The sequence below is a fragment of the Catellatospora sp. NPDC049133 genome, from assembly GCF_040648455.1.
GTDB classification, from domain to species: domain Bacteria; phylum Actinomycetota; class Actinomycetes; order Mycobacteriales; family Micromonosporaceae; genus Catellatospora; species Catellatospora aurea.
Window position 1 is genome coordinate 264,238 of record NZ_JBEZDT010000005.1, and the last position, 17,732, is coordinate 281,969.

Below are 17,732 nucleotides of genomic sequence, written 5' to 3' on the forward strand. Positions count from 1 at the left end.
CCGACCAAGCAGCCGAAGTCCACCACTGAGGCAGCGGGCGTGGCTCCGGCTGTGCCTGAGCCGTCGGCCGGCACCGTTGAGGGCCTGCGGCGTTGAAGAGGTTCGAGCCGCGGGCTGGTTTCGTGGTGCAGGCGTACCGGTTCGCCCTGGACCCGAACGTGGGTCAGGAGCAGGGGTTCCGTTCGCATTGTGGTGCGGCGCGTGCGGCCTTCAACTGGGCCGTGTCGTGGGTGACCGCGGTGTGGTGGCAGCGCAGGGCAGAGCAGTCCTACGGCATCGCCGAGGAGCAATTGACGCCGTGGCGGCCCGACTCGCTGCCTGCGCTGCGGAAGGCGTTCAACGAGGTCAAGCACACCGATCCGCGGTTTGCCGGCTGGTGGGCCGACAATTCGAAGGAGGCGTACAGCACCGGGCTGGCGAACGCTGCGGCGGCGTTCGACAACTACCGCAAGTCGAAGCAGGGTGTGCGTGCGGGCCGTCGGATGGGCAGGCCGAGGCGTAAGTCCAAGCGTGGGGCGAGGTTGTCGTGCCGGTTCACGACCGGCGCGATCCGTGTGGAGGCGGACCGCAGGCATGTGACGTTGCCGCGGTTGGGCACGATCCGCACCCACGAGAACACCCGCAAACTCCAGCGGCGCCTCGCTGCCGGGACCGCCCGGATCCTGTCGGCGACGGTCACGTTCGCGCGCGGGCGGTGGTTCGTGTCGTTCCAGGTCGAGGTCATCCGCGACGCTCGCACCCCGGCCCGAACGGACACGGTCGTCGGGGTCGATCTCGGGGTCAAGCACCTGGCGGTGCTGGCCGACAACACCGGCAAGATCACCTACGTGCCCAACCCAGGACACTACGACAACGCCCTGGCCAGGCTGCGCAGGCTGTCGCGGCGGGTGTCACGCCGCCAGGGACCGGACCGGCGCACCGGCCGCACGCCGTCGCGGCGGTGGGTCAAAGCCGACGCCGAACGCAACCGGGTCCACCACCGGGTCGCGAACCTGCGCACCGACGCCCTGCACAAACTCACCACCAAGATCCGGGCCGAGCACCATACGGTGGTGGTCGAGGACCTCAACGTCGCCGGGATGCTGTCCAACCGGCGCCTGGCCCGCAAGGTCGCCGACGCCGGGTTCGGGCAGATCCGACGCCAGATCGAATACAAAGGCCAGTGGTCCGGCGGTGCCACGGTGAAGGCCGACCGCTGGTACCCGTCGTCGAAGACCTGCTCGGACTGCGGTGCGGTGAAAGCCAAGCTGCCGCTGCACGTCCGGGTGTTCAACTGCGAACAATGCCCCCTGGTGATGGACCGTGACGCGAACGCGGCCCGTAACCTCGCCGCCCTCGCGGCGGCAGTCAAGACTGGTACCGGAGTGGCCGGAGACCAGGACGCGCAAGCGTCGAACCCCCGTGGAGCCGACCGTCAGACCCGCGCCACCACCCGACCGCGCAAGCGGCCGGGTGAGCGGGCAGGTGGCGCAACACCGCACCAGCGGACAGAAACGGGGATCTTCGCCGAACCGAAGCGGTCACGCTCCGGCGACGGCATGAACCTTTCCGGCTGAAAGGTCGGGATTGCTGATATCCGACTATGGAATCAGTAACGGCACGTTCCTGATCTGTTCGTTCTGGCTGGTGTCGGCGCTGGCCGCGGTCGGGCGGACGCAGCGTGCCCGCGATCTGATGGAGCGGCTGCTGGCGGTCGCCTCGCCGCTGGGGCTGTACGCGGAGGAGTTCGACACCGCCAACGGCCGGCATCTGGGCAACTTCCCGCAGGCGTTCTCGCACCTGGCGCTGATCGAGGCCGCCGGCCGGATCATCCTGGCCGAACTGATCGAGGAGATCTGACCGGTCAGGACGCCGGGGCCAGGCCGGTGGAGCGGGCGAACAGGTCGAGGCGCTGGACGAGGTTGGTCTTGAGCGGCGGGCACGGCGGTCTGCCCTCGCCCCACAGTTTCGGGCAGGCGCCGCCGCACACCGGAAGCAGGCGGCAGCTGCCGCAGCCGGTGCGGTCCCGGTCGATGGTGTCGTACCAGTCGTCGAACGCTCCCGCCGGGCGCGGCGCGGCCGGGTCGAGTTCGGTGATCGTGCCGACGTGCTGCTCGGTGAACCCGGGCACCAGCGGCTGCTCGGTGCAGCTGTAGACGCGGCCGTCCGGGGCGACGACCTCGCTGTGCGCGGTGACCGCGGTGCACACCACGGGTCGGGTGGTTGCGGGCAGCAGCCCGCAGTTCAGGCCCGCCTCGACGTAGGCGGTGTACCAGTCGAGCTCGACGCGGGCCTGCTCGGCGCGGTCCAGCGCGACGTCACTGACGTCGTTGCCCCAGGAGTGGATCGGCGCGGGGTAGAAGCTGACCCGCGAGTGGGCCAGCCCGGCCGCGGCCATGCCCGCCGCGAATTCCTCCGCCAGGCCCGCGTTGTGCACCCCGACGTTGGTACGGATGCTGAAGGTCAGGCCGGTCAGGTCGGGATCGGACAGGGCGCCGGCGACGGCGGCGACGATCCGGGCGTACGACCGCTGCCCGCTCTTGAGCGGGCGGGAGGCCTCGTGCTGGGCGGGCGGGCCGTCGATGGTGACCTCGATCTGCGTGACGCGGCAGTCCAGGTGCAGCGCACGCAGTTTGCGGGCGTCGAGCAGCGCGCCGTTGGTGACCAGCTTCGCCGAGTACGCCACACCGTGGCGTGACGCGTCGGCGATGAACCGGGCCGACAGTGCCCGCAGCACGGCGTACCCCATCAGCGGCTCGCCGCCGAACCAGCGCACATGGACCGCGTCGTAGCGCCCGCCGGCCATGGCCCGCTCGGCCCGCTCGACCAGCGCCTCGCGGTGCCGCCCGGGTTCCACTCCCGCGCCGCGCCGGTGCTCCTGCCCGCAGTAGTCGCAGCCCATGTTGCAGTAGGCCGTCGGCATCACCACGAACTGACGCTGCCGCGCGTCGCGCACCGCGGCCCGGGACGCGGCGATGACCGCGCCCGCCTCGTCGGTCCCGGCGGGCACCAGCAGACCCAGTTGCGCGAGCCGCTCCAGCGTCGCGGCGTCCAGGCGCTCCTGCGGTGCCTCGCCACGGAGCGCGTCCACGACGGACGGATCCAGCAGCAGGGCGCGGGCGGAGGCCGTGTGGTAGACCGCGCGCACCGGCCGCCCGACGCGGTGCTGGTAGGTGCTCTCACCGAAGGCGAGGTAGCGGCTGGGGACGAGCGTGACCATGGCGGGGCCTTCCGTCAGCGGTTCGGGACCTGTCGAGGCTGTCGATGCGGCGGGAAACGGTCTGCGAGACGGCGACGGGCGGGTGCTGCGGCACCCGCCCGTCTGCGAAGTTCTGTGGCCCGGTCCGGCGTCAGCACACGCCGCAACCGAAGTTCGGGCCCGGCACCTCCGGCAGGTCGCCGAGCGCGAGGACCTCGATGATCGCGGTGCTGTGCTCCTGTGGAACGGCCTGGTCGGCGTCGGGGGCCGCGGCGGCGATGCCGGGCGAGGCGACGACCGCGAGCGCCGCGGCGGCGATGACGGTCGAGAAGCGGTTCCTGGGCATGGTGATCCCTCCAGCTGAGGTTCCGACTTGTATTTAAAGATTGCGATGCGCTAATCTCGACGTTCAAAATAATCTGAGCAACAAAACTCTGTCAAGCGTTGGTGTATAGTCGAACCGTTGGTATGAGTTGAACGGGAGGTTCTGGCCGTGACTGAGTTAGTGCCGCGGCGGATCATCGATGATGTGGCGACACTCAAGGCGCTCGCCGATCCGATCCGCATGGCGATCCTGGAGCTGGCGATGGCCGAGCCGGCGCGCACGTGGACAGCAAAGGAGTTCGCCGGCATCGTCGGCATCTCCCCCACCAAGATCTACTACCATCTGAACCAGCTGGAGCAACACGGTCTCGTCCAGATCAGAGACACCCGGGTGGTCAACGGCATCATCGAGAAGCAGTACGGCGCGGGCCAGCTCGACCTGAGGTTCAGCCGGCGCACCGAGAACGACGCCGAGAGCCTGCGCGCCGCCGTGGGCACCCAGTTCGACATCACCCGCGACGAGATCGACCTCGGCCTGGCCGCGTCCACCATGTCCATCGACGCCGACGCCGCCGAGACCGAACGGCTGCTGGTCAGCCGCTCGGTCGCCAGCATCGAGGAGAGCCAGATCGCGGAGTTCCGCGCCGAACTGCTCAACCTGATCCGCAAGTTCGAGAAGAGCGCCGGTTCGGGCCGCCACCCGTTCGGCATGCTGATCGCGCTGCACCCGACCCGGAGCGAGTGACCGCTCCCCCGCGGGCCGCCGGCCCGCACAGTGCCGCGACCCCGCCCCTGACCGGCGGGGTTTTCGGCGTCTACACCCCGGGATCGCCGGCGGCCGGGAAGTCCCAGCGCAGCGCGGCATACCGCGCCTGGTACTGCCGCTCCCGACGGTTCTGCGCGGTGCGGCGCACCACCACCCCCACCAGGTTCTCGGTACGCAGGATCTTGAGGTGGTAGTGCATCAGCGTCACCGGCACGCCGGTGCGTTCGGCCAGGTCACGCACTGAGAAGCTCTCCTGTGGATGGTCGAACAGGATGGTCAGCACGGCCAGGCGCACCGTGTCGCTGACCGCGCGCAGCTCGCTCACACCGGCGATCCTGCGCAGCCGTGGCGCGGAGTCCGTCATGAGGTGTGCCTCCCGTCATAGGTGCGGCGCGCGCTCGGATGTGCCACACTGTCTGCAAGCGATGCCCCCGGTCCTCCCTGACGGTCGGGGGCTTCATCGCGTCCGGGCTTGTTCGCCGCGGGCCTGGCGGAGCCGGACCCGCGGGTCTCAGCCGTCCGGCGAGCGCCGCTGCCGCCCGATCGGCAGCAGGTAGACCGCCACGTTGTCGATGCCGTCGAGCCCGAACACCTCGTGCGCGACGTCGTCGTAGAAGCCGCCGATCATGCCCAGCGACAGCCCGGTCGCCGCGGCGACCAGCGACAGGTTCTGCGCCAGGTGCCCGGCCTCGGCCGTGCCGAACCGCAGCGCGCGCATGCCGTAGCGCGGCCGCAGCCGCCCCAGCTCGACGTAGAGGGCCAGCATCGCCGGCATCGCCGAGATGTCGATCCCCTCGTACGCCGAGGCGTGGTCGGGCTGGAACCACATCGACGTGGCCAGCAGGTCCACGTCGGACGGCGCGCCGCCCATCCACCACAGCGTCCGGTCGACCGGGTCGACGTGGTAGCAGCCGGGTTCGACCCCGGCCACGTCGCGGACGACCAGGCGCAACTTGGCCACGTAACGCGCACCCGCGCTCGGATACGGCCGGTGCCCGAACCGGTAGGGCGTGCCGTCGGGCAGCGTGATCTGCTCGTGATGCGAGATCGCATGCGCGCTCCACAGCAGCGTGCCCAGCTCCTCGGCCCGCAGCGGGCCGGTCAGCGCGCCCCGGGCGGAGCGGCGCGTGCGCAGCACGTCGGCCAGCGGCAGCCGCGGCGCCTCGTGCGAGGGCAGCGGCACCGGCGGGCGCATGGCGCGCATCCGGAACGCGGGCGGGCCCTCCACCTCGCGGGGCGTGTGGTCGCTCGCGCCGCCCAGCAGGAACTTGCTGGCCTCGTGGTAGCGCCGGTCGGGGGCCTGCGCGCCGTCGTCGAAGAACGGGGCCAGCCCTTCGGGGGCCAGCGCGGTGCCGGCGACCAGCCAGCACACCGAGCGCTCCTCGTCGGGGGTGATGCCCAGGCGGTTGAACAGCATGTGCAGCTGCGACGCCCATACGCCCAGCCAGCGCCCGGGGGTCGCGCCGGGCTCCAGCTCGGCCAGCCGCGCGTTGGCCTCGCGGACCACGCCGGCCCAGGCGGTGACCGGCGAACGCCGGCCGTCGGGGTCGGCGGTGATCGCCGCGGCGGTGCGGGCCCAGCGCTGGTTGAGGGTGGCCGCCTGGGTCGCCAGCACCTTCGACGTGCGCTCCTGCATGAGCGCCGTCGGCAGCATCGCGACCTCGGTGTTGAAGCGCCACGCTCCGGCGTGGATGCGCAGCCAGCGGGCCGTGCCGAGCCGGTCCAGGCCGAGCGCCATCGCGGTGGCGATGGTGAGTTCGGTGGCCGCGGCCAGCCGTGCCCGCGGGTCGGCGGTGGCGGCGACTACGCGGGTGGCGACCTCGGTGCTGCGGCAGAACACGTCCTCGGCGATCGGCAGCGCGGCGGCGCCGCCGTAGCGGGGCGTCTCGGCGACGTAGGCGATCTCGCGTACCTCGCCGTGCTCGTGCCAGCCGGCCTGCGACTGCGCGGCGGGCCCGCCCAGCGCCTGGTAGTAGGTGCTGCCGTCGAGCGCCGCCGGGGTGAACGGCGCCTCGGCCAGCAGCCGGCCGAGCTCCTCGCGCAGCCACTCGCCGGTGGACTCGTCCGCCCCGCGCAGGCGCAGCCGCAGGTGCGGGCCGCCCTCCCAGTAGCGGATGTAGAACCAGTCGGCGATGCGGTGCTCGCGGCGCAGCCGGTCCAGCAGGGGGGTGACCGTGCGGCACAGGAAGTCGTCGAGGTCGCCCGAGGGCCAGTAGGCGAAGCAGTGCAGGCTGCGCCACACGCGGGCGTCGCTGTGCCGGTCAAGGGTGGCGGCGGTCACGGCAGCACCTCCGGCGGGGTCAGGTCGTAGGCGAAGTCGCGGGGGCGCGACCGGCCGATGAGCAGCAGGTAGAGGAAGTCTTCGGCGGCGGGGGCGGCGACGGCCGCCTCCAGGTGCGCCTCGTGCACGCTGCGGGCAGGGCGGCAGAACAGCCCGGCGCCGGCCGCGGCCGCGCCGACATGCTGGCCGATCGCGCCCGCGGCCAGCAACAGCCGCCGGTACGCGGCCAGACCGCCCGCCCGTACGGCCGCCGGCACGTCGGCGGTGATCACCCAACCGACGTTCATGCCCGCGACGTCCAGTTTGTCGCGCGGGTAGCTGAACGACTGCTGCACCGCCTCCATGGTGGGCTCGGCGCTGATCAGGTCCGTGGTGCCACCGTCCAGGGTGTACAGACCGTCCGTCAGCCCGGCGATGCGGGCGGCGACGGCGCGGTGGCGCAGCCCCGGCCAGCCCGCCGGGGAGCCGGCCGGGTGCCGGTGCGCGGCCTGGGCCAGCGCCGCCAGCGTGCCCTCGAGCAGCGGGCCGGGATCGGCGCTCAGCCCGCGCGGCCCCAGCCCGGAGGTACGGCGGGCGGCCGGCCTCGGTCGTGCCGCGCTCGCGCGCCGCGTGCCGGCATTGTCGGACCAGGCGCGGACGTCGACGTCCCTGTCTCCGCCCGCGCGCAGCGTCACGGTCAGCTCGCTGTCGTCGTCCAGGTCGGCGGTCGCGGTCCAGCCGTGCGCCGCGGCGCTGTCGGCCAGGGCGGCGGCCACGTGCCCGGCTTCCAGCCAGGTCAGCACCTCGGCCAGGGCCGCGTACCCGGCGGGCAGCCGCTCGGGGTGCAACGTCAGGTCCAGGGTCACGGTCGTGCCGGAGCCGACCGGGGCGTCCGTGCGGCCGGCGAGCCGGTCGCGGACGGGGTCGACCAGCCAGCGGCGGTGGCCCTCCACGACGGACACGTCCACCAGCCAGGCGGCGCGCGGCGACGGGTAGGCGCGGTGCTCGTTGAAGGAGTTCCACGGCTCCCAGCGCCGGGGCGTCATGGCCAGGCGCAGGATCGCGGCGGGCAGCGCGTACCGCTCGGGCAGCTCGGCCAGGGCGATCCCGGCTCGGGCCGCCGGGGTGCGGCGGGGCATCGCGCCGGAGCGTACGACCTTGCCGTGCGTCTGGTCCCACACGCGGGACAGGGTGGCGTCCATGGCGGTCCTCACGGGAACGGGTGGGGGTGGCGGGCGAGGTCGTCGTAGCGCAGGGGCGCCGTGGCCCGGCCGAGCCGGAACGGCACCTCCAGCAGCCGGGGCAGATCCCGGGTGCGGTGGTTGAGGTGGCCGAACGTCATCGGCAGGCTGCCCGGCACGATCACCTTCGCTGAGTGCAGGCCGAGCCGGTCGCGCAGCCGCGGGTCGGTCTGGTCCACGGCGACGACCTCCAGGCCGGCCCGGTCGAGCCGGGCGAGGGTGTCGGCCAGCAGCACGGTCAGGTCGCCGGCCGGCGCGGGCGCGCCCGGCCAGACCTCGCGCCAGTCGTCGCCGCCGTCGGGGTCGTCGTCGCCGAGCAGGAAGTCGTAACGCTCCCGCGCCTCCGGCAGGGTGTTCAGGGCGACGTGGTCGTCCAAGGTGAGCACGAGCTCCGGGTCGTCGAGCATCGGCAGCAGCCGGGCCCGGTCCAGGTAGTGCGGCTTGGCGCGGACCACGTCGGGGGTGACGATGGCGTCGACGACGGCCTCGGCCGCGGCCGAGCGCATCGCCGCCCGCGGGTCGGGGTGCGCGCCCGCCGCGAACAGCGCCTGCGGCGCGCCGGAAACCGGGTCGTGGTGCAGCACCAGGGCCAGCACCGTCGGCACGCCGAAGTCGTTGGTCGCGTCGAAGAACATCAGCCGGTAGCCGGCCTGCTCCAGGCGGTCGGTCAGGTGCGGCAGCACCGGGTCGTCGGCGGGCACCGCGACCCGGCGCAGCGGGGTGCGGGCGTACCAGGCCATCAGGAACGCGTCGCGTTCGGCGACCTCGTACAGCCCGTACAGGACCGCTTCGGTGAGGCTGTTGCCCAGCCCGCAGCCGTTGGAGCTCTCGTAGAGGAAGCGAGGCCCGGCGCCGGCGTGCAGGCCCCAGTAGGCGACGTGCTCGGGCACGGTGGCGAGCCGGTCGCGGGTCAGCGACCAGCCGTGCACCCAGCCGGTACGCAGGTCCGGCGTGTACGGCTTGAGCTTGAACTCGGGGTGGTCGTGGTACGCGGGGTCCTGCAGCCCGAGCCGCGCCGGGTCGATCGTGGTCGCCGGGTCGAGCTCGGCATAGGACGCCATGATCGCGGTACGCCGCCCGTGCGGGCGCATGCCGGTGTAGCGCTCCGCGGCCTCGAACAGCCCGACGCGTTCGGCGTCGGCGAACGTGCGAGCGCGGCCGTAGCCGGATTCGCGGATCGCGCTGTCACCCGCCAGCTCGGCGGTGACCAGCGGCAGCGGCATGTTCTCGGTGCGCCGCAGGTGCGCCACGGGTCCGTGCCGCCAGTCGAACAGCTCGGCGCGCAGCCCTTCGCGGGTGGTCCGCTCGTTGGCGGCGCGGAACGCGTACGGGTCCGCGGTCGGGCTGGGCGTCAGGGTGATCCGCGCGGCCTGAGCCGTGTCGTCGGGCAGCGGCGAGCACACGGCGCAGCCCTGCCGCGCCGCGCGCACCCGGTGCGTCGACACGGTGAGCCGGTCGGCGCGCAGCGCCAGCACGGTCCCCTCGTAGGCGGCCGGGTCGGCCAGCGCCCCGGCGAGCAGCGCCGCCAGCGGGGCGAGCAGGGTCGGCGGCAGCAGCCCACCGAAGGCAAGGCCGGGCGTGCGCTGCGGCACCGTCGGCCCGAAGACGCTGAGCCGGGCCCCTTCGGCGCAACCCAGGCAGACCGGGGCGGCGCGGTGCAGCAGCGGTCCGATCAGCACCAGCCCGCCGTCCAACCGCACCGGCAGCACCGGCCGCTCCCCCGCGTACGCGGCCTGGCTGAGCTGCTCGGCCTGCGCCCGGGTCCAGTCCTGCAGCACGACGACCGCCGGCCGCTGTGCCGCGTCCGTGCCGGGCCCGGCAGCCATGACCGGGCTGCTGTGCGATGGCGCGCCGCCGGTCGCGCGGAGGTGGAGGTTGCCGAGGACCGGCAGGTCGATGACGACGGTGCCGTCCGGGCCGCGGCCCGCAGCCGCGCCGAGCTGGTCGGCGTCGAGGACCGGTAGGTCGAGGCCGCGCAGGGCGGTGGCGAGGGTGCTCATGACGCCCACCGCACGACCGTGAAGCCGACCGCCGACAGTTCCCGGCGCAGCTGCGCGGCCTGCTCGGTCATGCCGTCCTCGGCGCTGCTCAGCTCGCCGAGCCGCCACACGGTGGCCCGCGCGATCGGCGGGAGCCCGCGCAGCGCCGCCTGCAACCGGTCCTCGCCCTGGTCGACCCCGGCGGGCCAGTGCCAGCCGGCCGACCACGGGGTGACGTCCTCACCGGCGGGTCGTGCGGCGGGCGCGGCACCGGACAGCGTCACGGGGCCGGCGGGCACGTCCAGGCCCGCCTCGCGCGCCTGGGCGGCGCCGACCGCGGCCAGCGCCGCGAACGCGACCGCGTCGGCGGTCCGCTCCTCGACGGCCCAGGCGACGACCTCGCCGCCGCAGGCGATCTGCGCGTGCACGGCGTCGGCCGCGAGCCGTCGTACGTGGACCCACGCGGGTTGGCCGAAGCGCAGCGTCAGCGCCTTCCACCAGCGGCGGGCCACCGGGGAGCCGATCCACTCGTCGTCGGCGACCGGGGTCGTGTCGAGCTGCTCGACGGCGGCGTCGGCCAGTCGGCGCAGCGCCGTGCCCTGGGCGTGCCGGTCGTGCACACCGACCGCGAAGTGCCCGGCGTCGCCGCCGGCCAGCACCGTCTCGGCCTGGCGCAGCACGGCGTCGAGGCGGGCGGCGTCGGTGCTCGCGCCCATACCGACCACGCCACCGGCGTCGGCCAGGGCGGCCGGGACCTGCGGCAGGTTGCCGGCGACCGGTTCGGTCAGCGGGCCGAGCTCGGTGTCGACGAGGGCCTCGATGCGGCGCAGTGCCTCGTCGACGGTGTCGGCGGGCGGCACGGCGGACGCGGCGGGCAGGAACGGGTGGTACGTCAGCGACAGCGGGTCCAGCCGTGCGACCAGCACCGACGGGTGCTCCAGCCGGGCCGGGGCGGGCTGCTGGTCGTCGTCGTGCAGCTCGGCGGCCTCGATCGCGGGGTCGGCCAGCCCGGCGACCGCGCACACCAACCGGTGTGCGGCGGCGGAGCCGACCAGCGCCGTCAGCGCGTGCGGCGCGCCGCTCGGGTCGGCCGCCCCGGCCAGGCGGCGGGTGACCTCGCGGGCCGACCACAGCACGGAGTCGACTTCGGACACCGGCACGACCATGCCGACCTCGCCGCGGCAGCGTGCGGCCACCGCGATCCCTGCGTCGGTGGACAGCACCAGGTCGGTGACGCCGTCGGCCGCGGCCGGCAGCGCGCCGGGAAGGACGTCGACGCCGATGCCCGCCAGTGCGCGGGCCGCGGCCTCGGCGACGGGTCCGTCACCGGTCAGCCGCACCGGGGTGGTACGCAGCCGCCGCCACGCGTCGGCCGGGTCGGCCGCCACGGAGCTGAGCCAGGCGCACACGTCGGCGGGCGGGGCCGCCGGGTCGGTGCCGTCGACCCAGCCCGCGGGCAGGTCGACGAGCATGTCGTGTTCACGCAACTGCTCCAGCAGCACGGTCACCGCGCGGACCACCTCGGGCCGGCCGGTGGGTGCGACGACCTGCTCGGCGGGCAGGCCTTCGATCAGCCGGGCCGACAGGATCTGCCACAGCTTCCACAGGCCGCTGCCGCCCTTGACGGTGAAGCTCGACGACCAGCCGCGGACGTGCACGCCCTGCGCGGTCGGGGTGGCGTGCACGATCGGGCGCAGCCGGACCAGGGTGCGCGGGGCCTGCGGCGGCAGGTCCGACACCCGGGCGGTGCGCTGGGTGGGCACGCTGCGCGTGGCGAGCGTGGTCATGACGCCACCTCGCTCAGCACCCGCTGCGCCGACGGCTGCTGCAGGTCGGTTCCCTGACCTGTCCGCTGCGCGGCCAGACCGGGCTCCTGACCTGTCCGCTGCGCGGCCAGGTAGCGGTCCAGCCGCTCCCGCCAGGTGATGCCCGTGATCCGCTCGGCGGCCTGGCTGACCAGGTACGCGGCCAGGTAGCGCTCGGCCGGCTCCACGTCGCAGACGCTGAGCAGCTGGTAGAGGATGTTGGTGGCGAAGCGGTACACCACGAACTCGCGGGCGAACGGCACCTTCTCGAAGTCGACCTTGCGCAGCTGCTCGTGGTACGCGCTGAACTCGGTGCGCTGCGTCGGGTCCCACTGGCGCAGGGTGCGCTCGTCGCCGACCTGGCGGGCCCGGTCGGTGTAGGCGGCGCCCGGCACCAGCGGCAGCTCGCCGCGGTCGAAGGCGGGTTCGGCGGCGGCGCGGGCGGCCACGGTCCAGTCCAGCCACGCCGACTCGACCGGCGACTGCGCGCGGCCGTCGGCGACCCTGGTGACCAGGTCGGTGACCGCGGGGGCATGCCGGTCCCAGTGCCGGGCGTAGGTCTGGCGCAGCGTGCCGTCCGGGTCGTGGAAGAGCAGGAAGTCCTCCAGATGCGACAGGAACGACTGGTGCCCGGCGCCCAGGCCGAGCGGGTAGCGCCCGGCGTGCGCGGCCATCGACACCAGCAGCAGCCACACCCGGGCCCCGGCGACGTCGCCGCGCTGGCCGAGGTGCGAAAGCGACGCCGACACCGCGGGCATGCCCAGGCGCAGCAGCTCGTTGCGGCATGCGACCGCGGCGGGCCCGCCCAGCAGCGACTCCAGCGCCGTGGTCTGCGGCAGCACGATGCTGACGGTGTTGTCCGGCCAGATCGGCGTGTACGGCGGCGGGACCAGCTCGACCCGGCCGGCTATCGCCGCGCGGTGCAGCAGCTCGGCGTCGCTGGTCACGGCCCGGGAGCCGCGTGTGACCAGGTGCGTGCGCAGCCGGTCGGCGACCAGCGCGGCCGCGTCGGCCACGGCGGCGGGCTCGCCGCGCAGGCAGACCCGCACGTGCGGGCCGTGCAGCCAGTGCCGTTCCAGGTGCGTCGCGACGCCGGTGGTCTCCGCCAGCGCGGGCAGCACGGCGTCGCGCAGCAGCGGCGCCTTGACCGCGTCGTAGTAGTGGCAGATGACGTCCAGGCCATCGTGCGTGGTCATCGTGTGCTTCCCTTCCGGTAGACCTCGGTGACGAGCTCGACGACCCGCCCGTCGGGATTGCCCGAGCCGGGCACGGGCAACGCCTCCTCGACGCGGACGCCGCGGTCATGCCGCACCAGCAGTTTCGGCAGATTGCGCAGGTGCAGCGCATTGCCGAAGTCGACGTACTGCGGCTTGTGCTGGCCCATGTAGCGCTGGAAGTCGTCGGCGCTCTTCATCTCGCCGCCCTCCGGGCCGAGGAACACTTCGGCCGGCAGCCCGTGCCGGGCCAGCCAGGCGGCGGCGGCCTCGGCGGGCACGTCGCCCTCGGCGGCCATCGCCGCCTTGAACGCCTCGACGTCGTCGGCGGGCACCCGCCACGACCGGCGCGCCAGGACGATGTCGCGGTGGCGCAGCCGGGGCCGGACCCGCACGTCGCCGACCTTGCGGCTGGGCGCGAGGTGGTTCAGCGACGCCAGGCCGCTGGACAGGTCGAGATACAGCGGCACGAACCGGTCCGGCAGGATGAACGGCACCAGGAACCCCAGGTAGAGCACGTCGAGCGTGTCGCCGCTGGGCGTGTGGCGCAGGCGCACCTGGTCGGTGGCCGGGTCGTGGCAGATCTCCAGCTGGTCCACCGCGATCGAGCTCCAGGCCGGGTCCTCGGCGATCTCGTCGTCGACGACCAGCGGGTGCAGGTTGGCGTTGAAGCCGCTGACGGGCCGCCACTGGGCCACCCGCGCGCCGGGCCCGAAACCGCGCTGCACCTGGGCGGCGACCTTGGCCCGCGCCTGCGGCGCGATCAGGTCGAGGAACCGGCTGGTGAACCTGCCCCAGCCGCCGTAGATGTGGTTGAGCACCAACTCGGTGCGCCCGTTCGCGGCGACCGGCTGCACGAAGAAGCTGTACGACGCCGGCCGCGCCCGCACCCAGCCGGGCAGCGCCTCGGCAGCCAGCCGTACGGCCTCGTCACTGAGGATCCGCTCGGCCGGATCACCGGCGTTGTCGGCGTCGATGACCCGGGTCACCGCGGCCCTCGCCTGCCCCAGTTCGATCAGCTCCGGGGAGACGAGCTGGGCGAAGCGCGGGTGGTCGCTGACCGTGCCGCCCAGCGACACCAGCCCACCCGCCTGCCAGATCAGGCCCATCTCGTGGGCGAACCCGGCCAGGTCGGTGCAGCGCCCGCCCGGCCCGTACAGCTGCACGAACCGGTCCCGGCTCAGTCGCCGGAAGACCAGGTACTGGTCGAACAGTTCCACGACCGGGCCGATCCCGGCCAGGCCCTCGGCGGCGTCGCGGCCGTGCGCGGCGCCCAGGCGCAGCGTGCTGCGCAGGTTCACGTCCTCGCTGAGGACCGGCGACTCCAGCCACTCCGCCCCGGACGCGGCGAACGCCGCCAGCCAGGTCTCGCGCAGCGACGCCAGCGCGGGGATCCGCTCCTCCACCGGCAGCGCCGGGAACGCGGCGGTCCGCTCGTCGATGTCGCGCAGCAGCGCGGCGAGCTCGGTCTGGCCGTACCCGTCGAGCCAGGCCGCCGTGGTGGCGACCGCGTCGACGTCCTGCGGGTCGGCCGGGTGGATCGGCACCAGCAGCCCGCCGTCGATGATCTGGCCCAGGTAGCGCCGGGCGACCTCGACGGCGCGGGCGTGCTCGCCCGGCAGCCGCTCGGCCAGCGCCTCGACCAGTTCGGCCGGAGCCGCCCCGGCCGGGCCCGCCGCGCGGACCAGGCTGAGCACCAGTGCGACCGGAGCGCCGTAGGCGAGGCTGACGTCCTCCTCCCGGGCGGCGACGATGCGGTCGCCGTAGCCGAGCGGGGTGTCCCGCCGGTAGTTGACCTTCCCGTCGACCACCCGGATGCTGGGCGCGAGCCGGTAGGGCACCCGGTCCCGGAGCTGGTTCAGTGCCGCCGCGGCGACCCTGACCAGCAGGGTGCGGTTGGCCCGCGCGACGGCGACCGGTTCGCCGGCCAGCTGCTCGGGCTCGCCGGGGCCGGCCCACTCGCCCCAGGCGACGTAGGTGAACCAGGACAGCGGGCTGGTCTTGGAGTTGACGCGCAGCGCGTACCGCAGCGCGTTGTGCTCGCCCTTGCGGGCCCGCGAGTCGGGGTTGGCGCCGCCGGCGGCCGCGCGGTCGATGCCCCGCAGCAGGTCGGCGCCGGTGAGGGTGACCGCCCTGCGCAGCGGGTCCGCCGCGCAGGTGGCCGCCAGCGCGGCCCGCTCGGCGGCCAGCGCCGAGGGGGCCGCGGCGGTGAGCGCCGCGCGGATCGCGGTCACCTCCGCCATCGCGTCCAGCCATTCCCGCAGCAGCGGGACCCGGTCCGGCAGGTCGCCGAGCACGTCGAGGATCGCCGGCCGGGGCAGGCGTCCGTTGTGCACGTCGCGCCGCAGCGGCAGCACGACCTTGCGGTGGAACTCCGCGTCGTGCCCTTCGGCGCTGGCGTAGAGCGCGTCGGCCAGGTCACCGGCCGTCTCGGTCAGCCGGACACGCAGCCGCACGAGCCGGGCCAGGCAGTCGCGGAACTCCGCACCGCCCTCGGGCACGGCGGGGTACGGCAGCGCGGCCAGCCGCACGAGGGCGTACGGCGCCAGCTCGACGGCCTTCCGGTCGTCGGGCCGCCCGGTCCGGGCGGCGGCGTCGGCGATGGCGAGCTCGGTCATCCGTACCGCACCCCCTCGTCGCGCCGGAACGCCATGCGGGCGAGCCACGCGAACAGCAGGGTCCATGCGGCGAGCACGCCGATGGTCCAGGTGGGGGCGGCGATCCGGTCGGCCCGGCCGATGATGGACAGCACCAGGTGCTGGTACTCATGGGTGGGCAGGAAGACCACGACGTCGCGGATCGCCGCCGGCAGCTGCTTGACGGGCACGAACAGCCCGCCGAGGAACGCCAGCAGCATGAACAGGATGTTGGCGACCGTCATCGCGCCCTGGGGCGGGAAGCGGTAGCCGATGGCCATGCCGAGCAGCCCGAACGGGATCGCGCCGAGCAGCACCGCGCCGAGCCAGATCGGCCACTGCTCCGGCGGCAGCCTGAGGTCGGTGGTGAACACCGCCAGCAGCAGCAGCGGGATCCAGCTGACCAGGTTGAACCCGAGCACGTAGAGCAGCCGCCCGGCGAAGCGGGACAGCGCCGGCAGTGGCAGCACGCGCAGGCGCTGCTCCCACGGGTTCTCGCGGTCAGCGGCGACGCCGGCCGAGAGGCTGACGATGGTCACGTTCAGCGTGGTGAACAGCAGGAACGGCGTGATGACGTACTCGCTGCCCAGGCCGATCTTGGCCAGGCTGGTGGCGTTGGTGTAACCGAAAAGCCCGAAGAAGACCAGCGGGAACAGCAGCGCGGGGACCCAGTAGACGGGCATCCGGCTGGTGTCTCGCAGGTGCGCGCGGGCGTGCAGGAGGACGTGGCGCATGTCAGGACACCCTCTCGGCGATGTGCGGAACTGCGGGGCTGACCGGCACGACGGAGTCGCCGTCACCGGCGGTGATCGCCCGGATCGCCTCTTCCAGGCCGACGCGCTCGACGCGGATGCCGCGGAACGGCACCCGGTCCAGCACGAGAGCGCGTACGGTCGCGTCGGGATCGGCGGTGTAGATCTTGGTGCGGTTGCCGAGCTGCTCGATGCGCTCGTTCGGGATGGTGGTGAAGGTCAGCGGTGACGTCCCCGCGGGGACCTCCAGCTCGACCAGGTGCAGTCCGACCTCGACGATCACATCGTCGAGGGAGCCGTCGCGGGCGACCTGCCCGTCGGCGATGACGACGATGCGGCTGGCCAGGTGCTCGGCCTCGGCCATGTCGTGGGTGGTGAGCAGGACGGCGCGGCCGCCGGCCGACACCTCGGCGATGGCGGCCCACAGCTGGTCGCGGCTGTCGGCGTCGAGGCCGGTGGTGGGCTCGTCGAGGAAGAGCAGCTCCGGGTTGCCGATGAGGGCGGCGCCCAGGGCGACCCGGCGGCGCTGGCCACCGGACAGCGTGCCGTTGCGCTTCTTGAGGAACTTCTCCAGACCCAGTCGCTGCACGACCTCGTCGCGGGTGAGCGGGTTGGGGTAGTGCGCGGCGATCAGGTCGAGGGTCTCGGTGACGGTGAGCCGCCAGGGCAGGGCGGTGCGCTGGGGGGTGATGCCGATACGGGCCTTCACGGCGATGTCGCCCGGGTCGCCCCCGAGCACCTCGACGCGGCCACTGGTGGGGTGGCGCAGGCCGGACAGTAGTTCGATCATGGTGGACTTGCCGGCCCCGTTGGGGCCGAGGACGGCGGTCACTCCGCGCGAGACCGTGAGCGACACGGCGTTGAGGGCGACCACCTTGCCGAACGTCTTGGTGACGTGTTCAAGGCGAGCTATGACTTCCACGGGTTCTCCCGGAGATGAAAGAGGGGGCACGATGACTCGTGCCCCCTCGGATCGGTGCTGCGGGGTTTTCAGGCCCCGGTTGGTCCGGAGTGCCGGCAGTCCCTGACGCTGCCGTTCCGGTTCAGGTGCCGGCTCAGGCGGCCTCTTCCGGGCTGTCCCCACAGGAGGAGCAGCACGAGGAGCTGCCGCAGCACGACGACGCGCTGCTGCTGGAGCTGCCCGAGGAGGCACCGGTCTCCGGCAGAGCGGCCGAGTCGCGGATCGAGGTCACGGACAGGTCGTCCAGCTCGAGCTCGTCGACGTTGAAGTCTTCGTTCGACATTTGATTCACCTCATTTCGATGGTCGTACGGTCGTGGACACCCCGCCGCTGAAGAGGAGGAGGCGGCGGGAAGCTCAGATCACGTGACGTAGCAGCAGGAGCAGGACGCGTTGCCGCTCGTGTTGATCCACGAGGCCCCGGTCTCCGGGAGCGCCATGGAGTCCCGCATCGCCGTGACCGTCAGCGGCCCCAGGTCCAGGTCATCCAGGTCGAACGCGATGTCGTACTCGGGAATCAGGTCCCAGGTGGTCGATGTCTCGGCCATGGTGTTGCACCTCCTTCGGCACTTCACCCGGACCGTGGCGGTCCGGCTAGTCGCTGTAGCTGTGTTTCA

16 protein-coding genes are annotated in these 17,732 nt (G+C 73.4%); 3 read left to right on the plus strand and 13 right to left on the minus strand.

Annotated elements, in window-relative coordinates; genetic code table 11:
• The first annotated feature begins 92 nt into the window (after nucleotides 1-92).
• Nucleotides 93-1,556 (plus strand): IS607 family element RNA-guided endonuclease TnpB, encoded by a 1,464-nt coding sequence (tnpB, locus tag AB0B35_RS07700; protein ID WP_361042057.1) that lies wholly within the window; start codon nucleotides 93-95, stop codon nucleotides 1,554-1,556.
• Between the two features lie 10 nt (nucleotides 1,557-1,566).
• Nucleotides 1,567-1,839, plus strand: coding sequence for a glycoside hydrolase family 15 protein (locus AB0B35_RS07705; RefSeq protein WP_361042060.1), 273 nt, complete (start codon nucleotides 1,567-1,569; stop codon nucleotides 1,837-1,839).
• 4 nt (nucleotides 1,840-1,843) lie between these two features.
• Here the strand turns inward: AB0B35_RS07705 and AB0B35_RS07710 are convergent, their stop codons facing one another.
• Both AB0B35_RS07710 and AB0B35_RS07715 read right to left on the minus strand, forming a co-directional pair.
• Nucleotides 1,844-3,199, minus strand: coding sequence for a radical SAM protein (locus AB0B35_RS07710; protein WP_361042063.1), 1,356 nt, complete (start codon nucleotides 3,197-3,199; stop codon nucleotides 1,844-1,846).
• A 130-nt stretch (nucleotides 3,200-3,329) separates the two neighbouring features.
• The gene (locus AB0B35_RS07715) at nucleotides 3,330-3,524 is read right to left on the minus strand and encodes a hypothetical protein (protein ID WP_361042065.1); all 195 of its coding nucleotides are present in this window, start codon (nucleotides 3,522-3,524) and stop codon (nucleotides 3,330-3,332) included.
• A gap of 147 nt (nucleotides 3,525-3,671) precedes the next feature.
• Here AB0B35_RS07715 and AB0B35_RS07720 point away from each other — a divergent pair, with 147 nt between their 5' ends.
• Nucleotides 3,672-4,247 (plus strand): winged helix-turn-helix domain-containing protein, encoded by a 576-nt coding sequence (locus AB0B35_RS07720; RefSeq protein WP_361042068.1) that lies wholly within the window; start codon nucleotides 3,672-3,674, stop codon nucleotides 4,245-4,247.
• 70 nt (nucleotides 4,248-4,317) lie between these two features.
• Here the strand turns inward: AB0B35_RS07720 and AB0B35_RS07725 are convergent, their stop codons facing one another.
• From AB0B35_RS07725 to AB0B35_RS07775, 11 genes are all read right to left on the minus strand, one after another.
• Entirely contained in the window at nucleotides 4,318-4,632 is a 315-nt protein-coding gene (locus AB0B35_RS07725) for a winged helix-turn-helix domain-containing protein (protein ID WP_361042070.1), read from the minus strand.
• Between the two features lie 147 nt (nucleotides 4,633-4,779).
• Entirely contained in the window at nucleotides 4,780-6,549 is a 1,770-nt protein-coding gene (locus AB0B35_RS07730) for a thiopeptide-type bacteriocin biosynthesis protein (protein WP_361042072.1), read from the minus strand.
• A complete protein-coding gene (locus AB0B35_RS07735) occupies nucleotides 6,546-7,730 on the minus strand; it encodes a hypothetical protein (protein WP_361042074.1) in 1,185 nt (394 codons plus the stop codon). Before AB0B35_RS07735 ends, AB0B35_RS07730 begins: the two co-directional genes overlap by 4 nt.
• Before the next feature lie 8 nt (nucleotides 7,731-7,738).
• Nucleotides 7,739-9,769 carry a TOMM precursor leader peptide-binding protein gene (locus tag AB0B35_RS07740; protein ID WP_361042076.1) on the minus strand — a complete coding sequence of 677 codons (2,031 nt, stop codon included), beginning with the start codon at nucleotides 9,767-9,769 and terminating at the stop codon, nucleotides 7,739-7,741.
• On the minus strand, nucleotides 9,766-11,535 hold the full coding sequence (locus tag AB0B35_RS07745; RefSeq protein WP_361042078.1) for a hypothetical protein: 1,770 nt from the start codon (nucleotides 11,533-11,535) through the stop codon (nucleotides 9,766-9,768). Before AB0B35_RS07745 ends, AB0B35_RS07740 begins: the two co-directional genes overlap by 4 nt.
• Nucleotides 11,532-12,749, minus strand: coding sequence for a hypothetical protein (locus tag AB0B35_RS07750; RefSeq protein WP_361042081.1), 1,218 nt, complete (start codon nucleotides 12,747-12,749; stop codon nucleotides 11,532-11,534). The genes AB0B35_RS07745 and AB0B35_RS07750 overlap by 4 nt, the downstream gene beginning before the upstream one ends.
• The gene (locus tag AB0B35_RS07755; protein WP_361042084.1) at nucleotides 12,746-15,385 is read right to left on the minus strand and encodes a lantibiotic dehydratase; all 2,640 of its coding nucleotides are present in this window, start codon (nucleotides 15,383-15,385) and stop codon (nucleotides 12,746-12,748) included. Before AB0B35_RS07755 ends, AB0B35_RS07750 begins: the two co-directional genes overlap by 4 nt.
• On the minus strand, nucleotides 15,382-16,137 hold the full coding sequence (locus tag AB0B35_RS07760; RefSeq protein WP_361042087.1) for an ABC transporter permease: 756 nt from the start codon (nucleotides 16,135-16,137) through the stop codon (nucleotides 15,382-15,384). Before AB0B35_RS07760 ends, AB0B35_RS07755 begins: the two co-directional genes overlap by 4 nt.
• Before the next feature lies 1 nt (nucleotide 16,138).
• Nucleotides 16,139-17,077 carry an ABC transporter ATP-binding protein gene (locus tag AB0B35_RS07765; RefSeq protein ID WP_360526899.1) on the minus strand — a complete coding sequence of 313 codons (939 nt, stop codon included), beginning with the start codon at nucleotides 17,075-17,077 and terminating at the stop codon, nucleotides 16,139-16,141.
• Between the two features lie 133 nt (nucleotides 17,078-17,210).
• Entirely contained in the window at nucleotides 17,211-17,399 is a 189-nt protein-coding gene (locus AB0B35_RS07770; RefSeq protein ID WP_203699307.1) for a thiazolylpeptide-type bacteriocin, read from the minus strand.
• 78 nt (nucleotides 17,400-17,477) lie between these two features.
• A complete protein-coding gene (locus tag AB0B35_RS07775; RefSeq protein ID WP_203699306.1) occupies nucleotides 17,478-17,663 on the minus strand; it encodes a thiazolylpeptide-type bacteriocin in 186 nt (61 codons plus the stop codon).
• Between the last annotated feature and the right edge of the window lie 69 nt (nucleotides 17,664-17,732).

Excerpts from the sequence above, each read along its gene's own strand:
- AB0B35_RS07760 (WP_361042087.1), bottom strand. The coding sequence starts at position 16,137 with ATGCGCCACGTCCTCCTGCACGCCCGCGCGCACCTGCGAGACACCAGC.
- AB0B35_RS07715 (WP_361042065.1), bottom strand. The coding sequence starts at position 3,524 with ATGCCCAGGAACCGCTTCTCGACCGTCATCGCCGCCGCGGCGCTCGCG.
- AB0B35_RS07745 (WP_361042078.1), bottom strand. The coding sequence starts at position 11,535 with ATGACCACGCTCGCCACGCGCAGCGTGCCCACCCAGCGCACCGCCCGG.
- AB0B35_RS07750 (WP_361042081.1), bottom strand. The coding sequence starts at position 12,749 with ATGACCACGCACGATGGCCTGGACGTCATCTGCCACTACTACGACGCG.
- AB0B35_RS07740 (WP_361042076.1), bottom strand. The coding sequence starts at position 9,769 with ATGAGCACCCTCGCCACCGCCCTGCGCGGCCTCGACCTACCGGTCCTC.
- AB0B35_RS07755 (WP_361042084.1), bottom strand. The coding sequence starts at position 15,385 with ATGACCGAGCTCGCCATCGCCGACGCCGCCGCCCGGACCGGGCGGCCC.
- AB0B35_RS07725 (WP_361042070.1), bottom strand. The coding sequence starts at position 4,632 with ATGACGGACTCCGCGCCACGGCTGCGCAGGATCGCCGGTGTGAGCGAG.
- AB0B35_RS07770 (WP_203699307.1), bottom strand. The coding sequence starts at position 17,399 with ATGTCGAACGAAGACTTCAACGTCGACGAGCTCGAGCTGGACGACCTG.
- AB0B35_RS07710 (WP_361042063.1), bottom strand. The coding sequence starts at position 3,199 with ATGGTCACGCTCGTCCCCAGCCGCTACCTCGCCTTCGGTGAGAGCACC.
- AB0B35_RS07775 (WP_203699306.1), bottom strand. The coding sequence starts at position 17,663 with ATGGCCGAGACATCGACCACCTGGGACCTGATTCCCGAGTACGACATC.
- AB0B35_RS07735 (WP_361042074.1), bottom strand. The coding sequence starts at position 7,730 with ATGGACGCCACCCTGTCCCGCGTGTGGGACCAGACGCACGGCAAGGTC.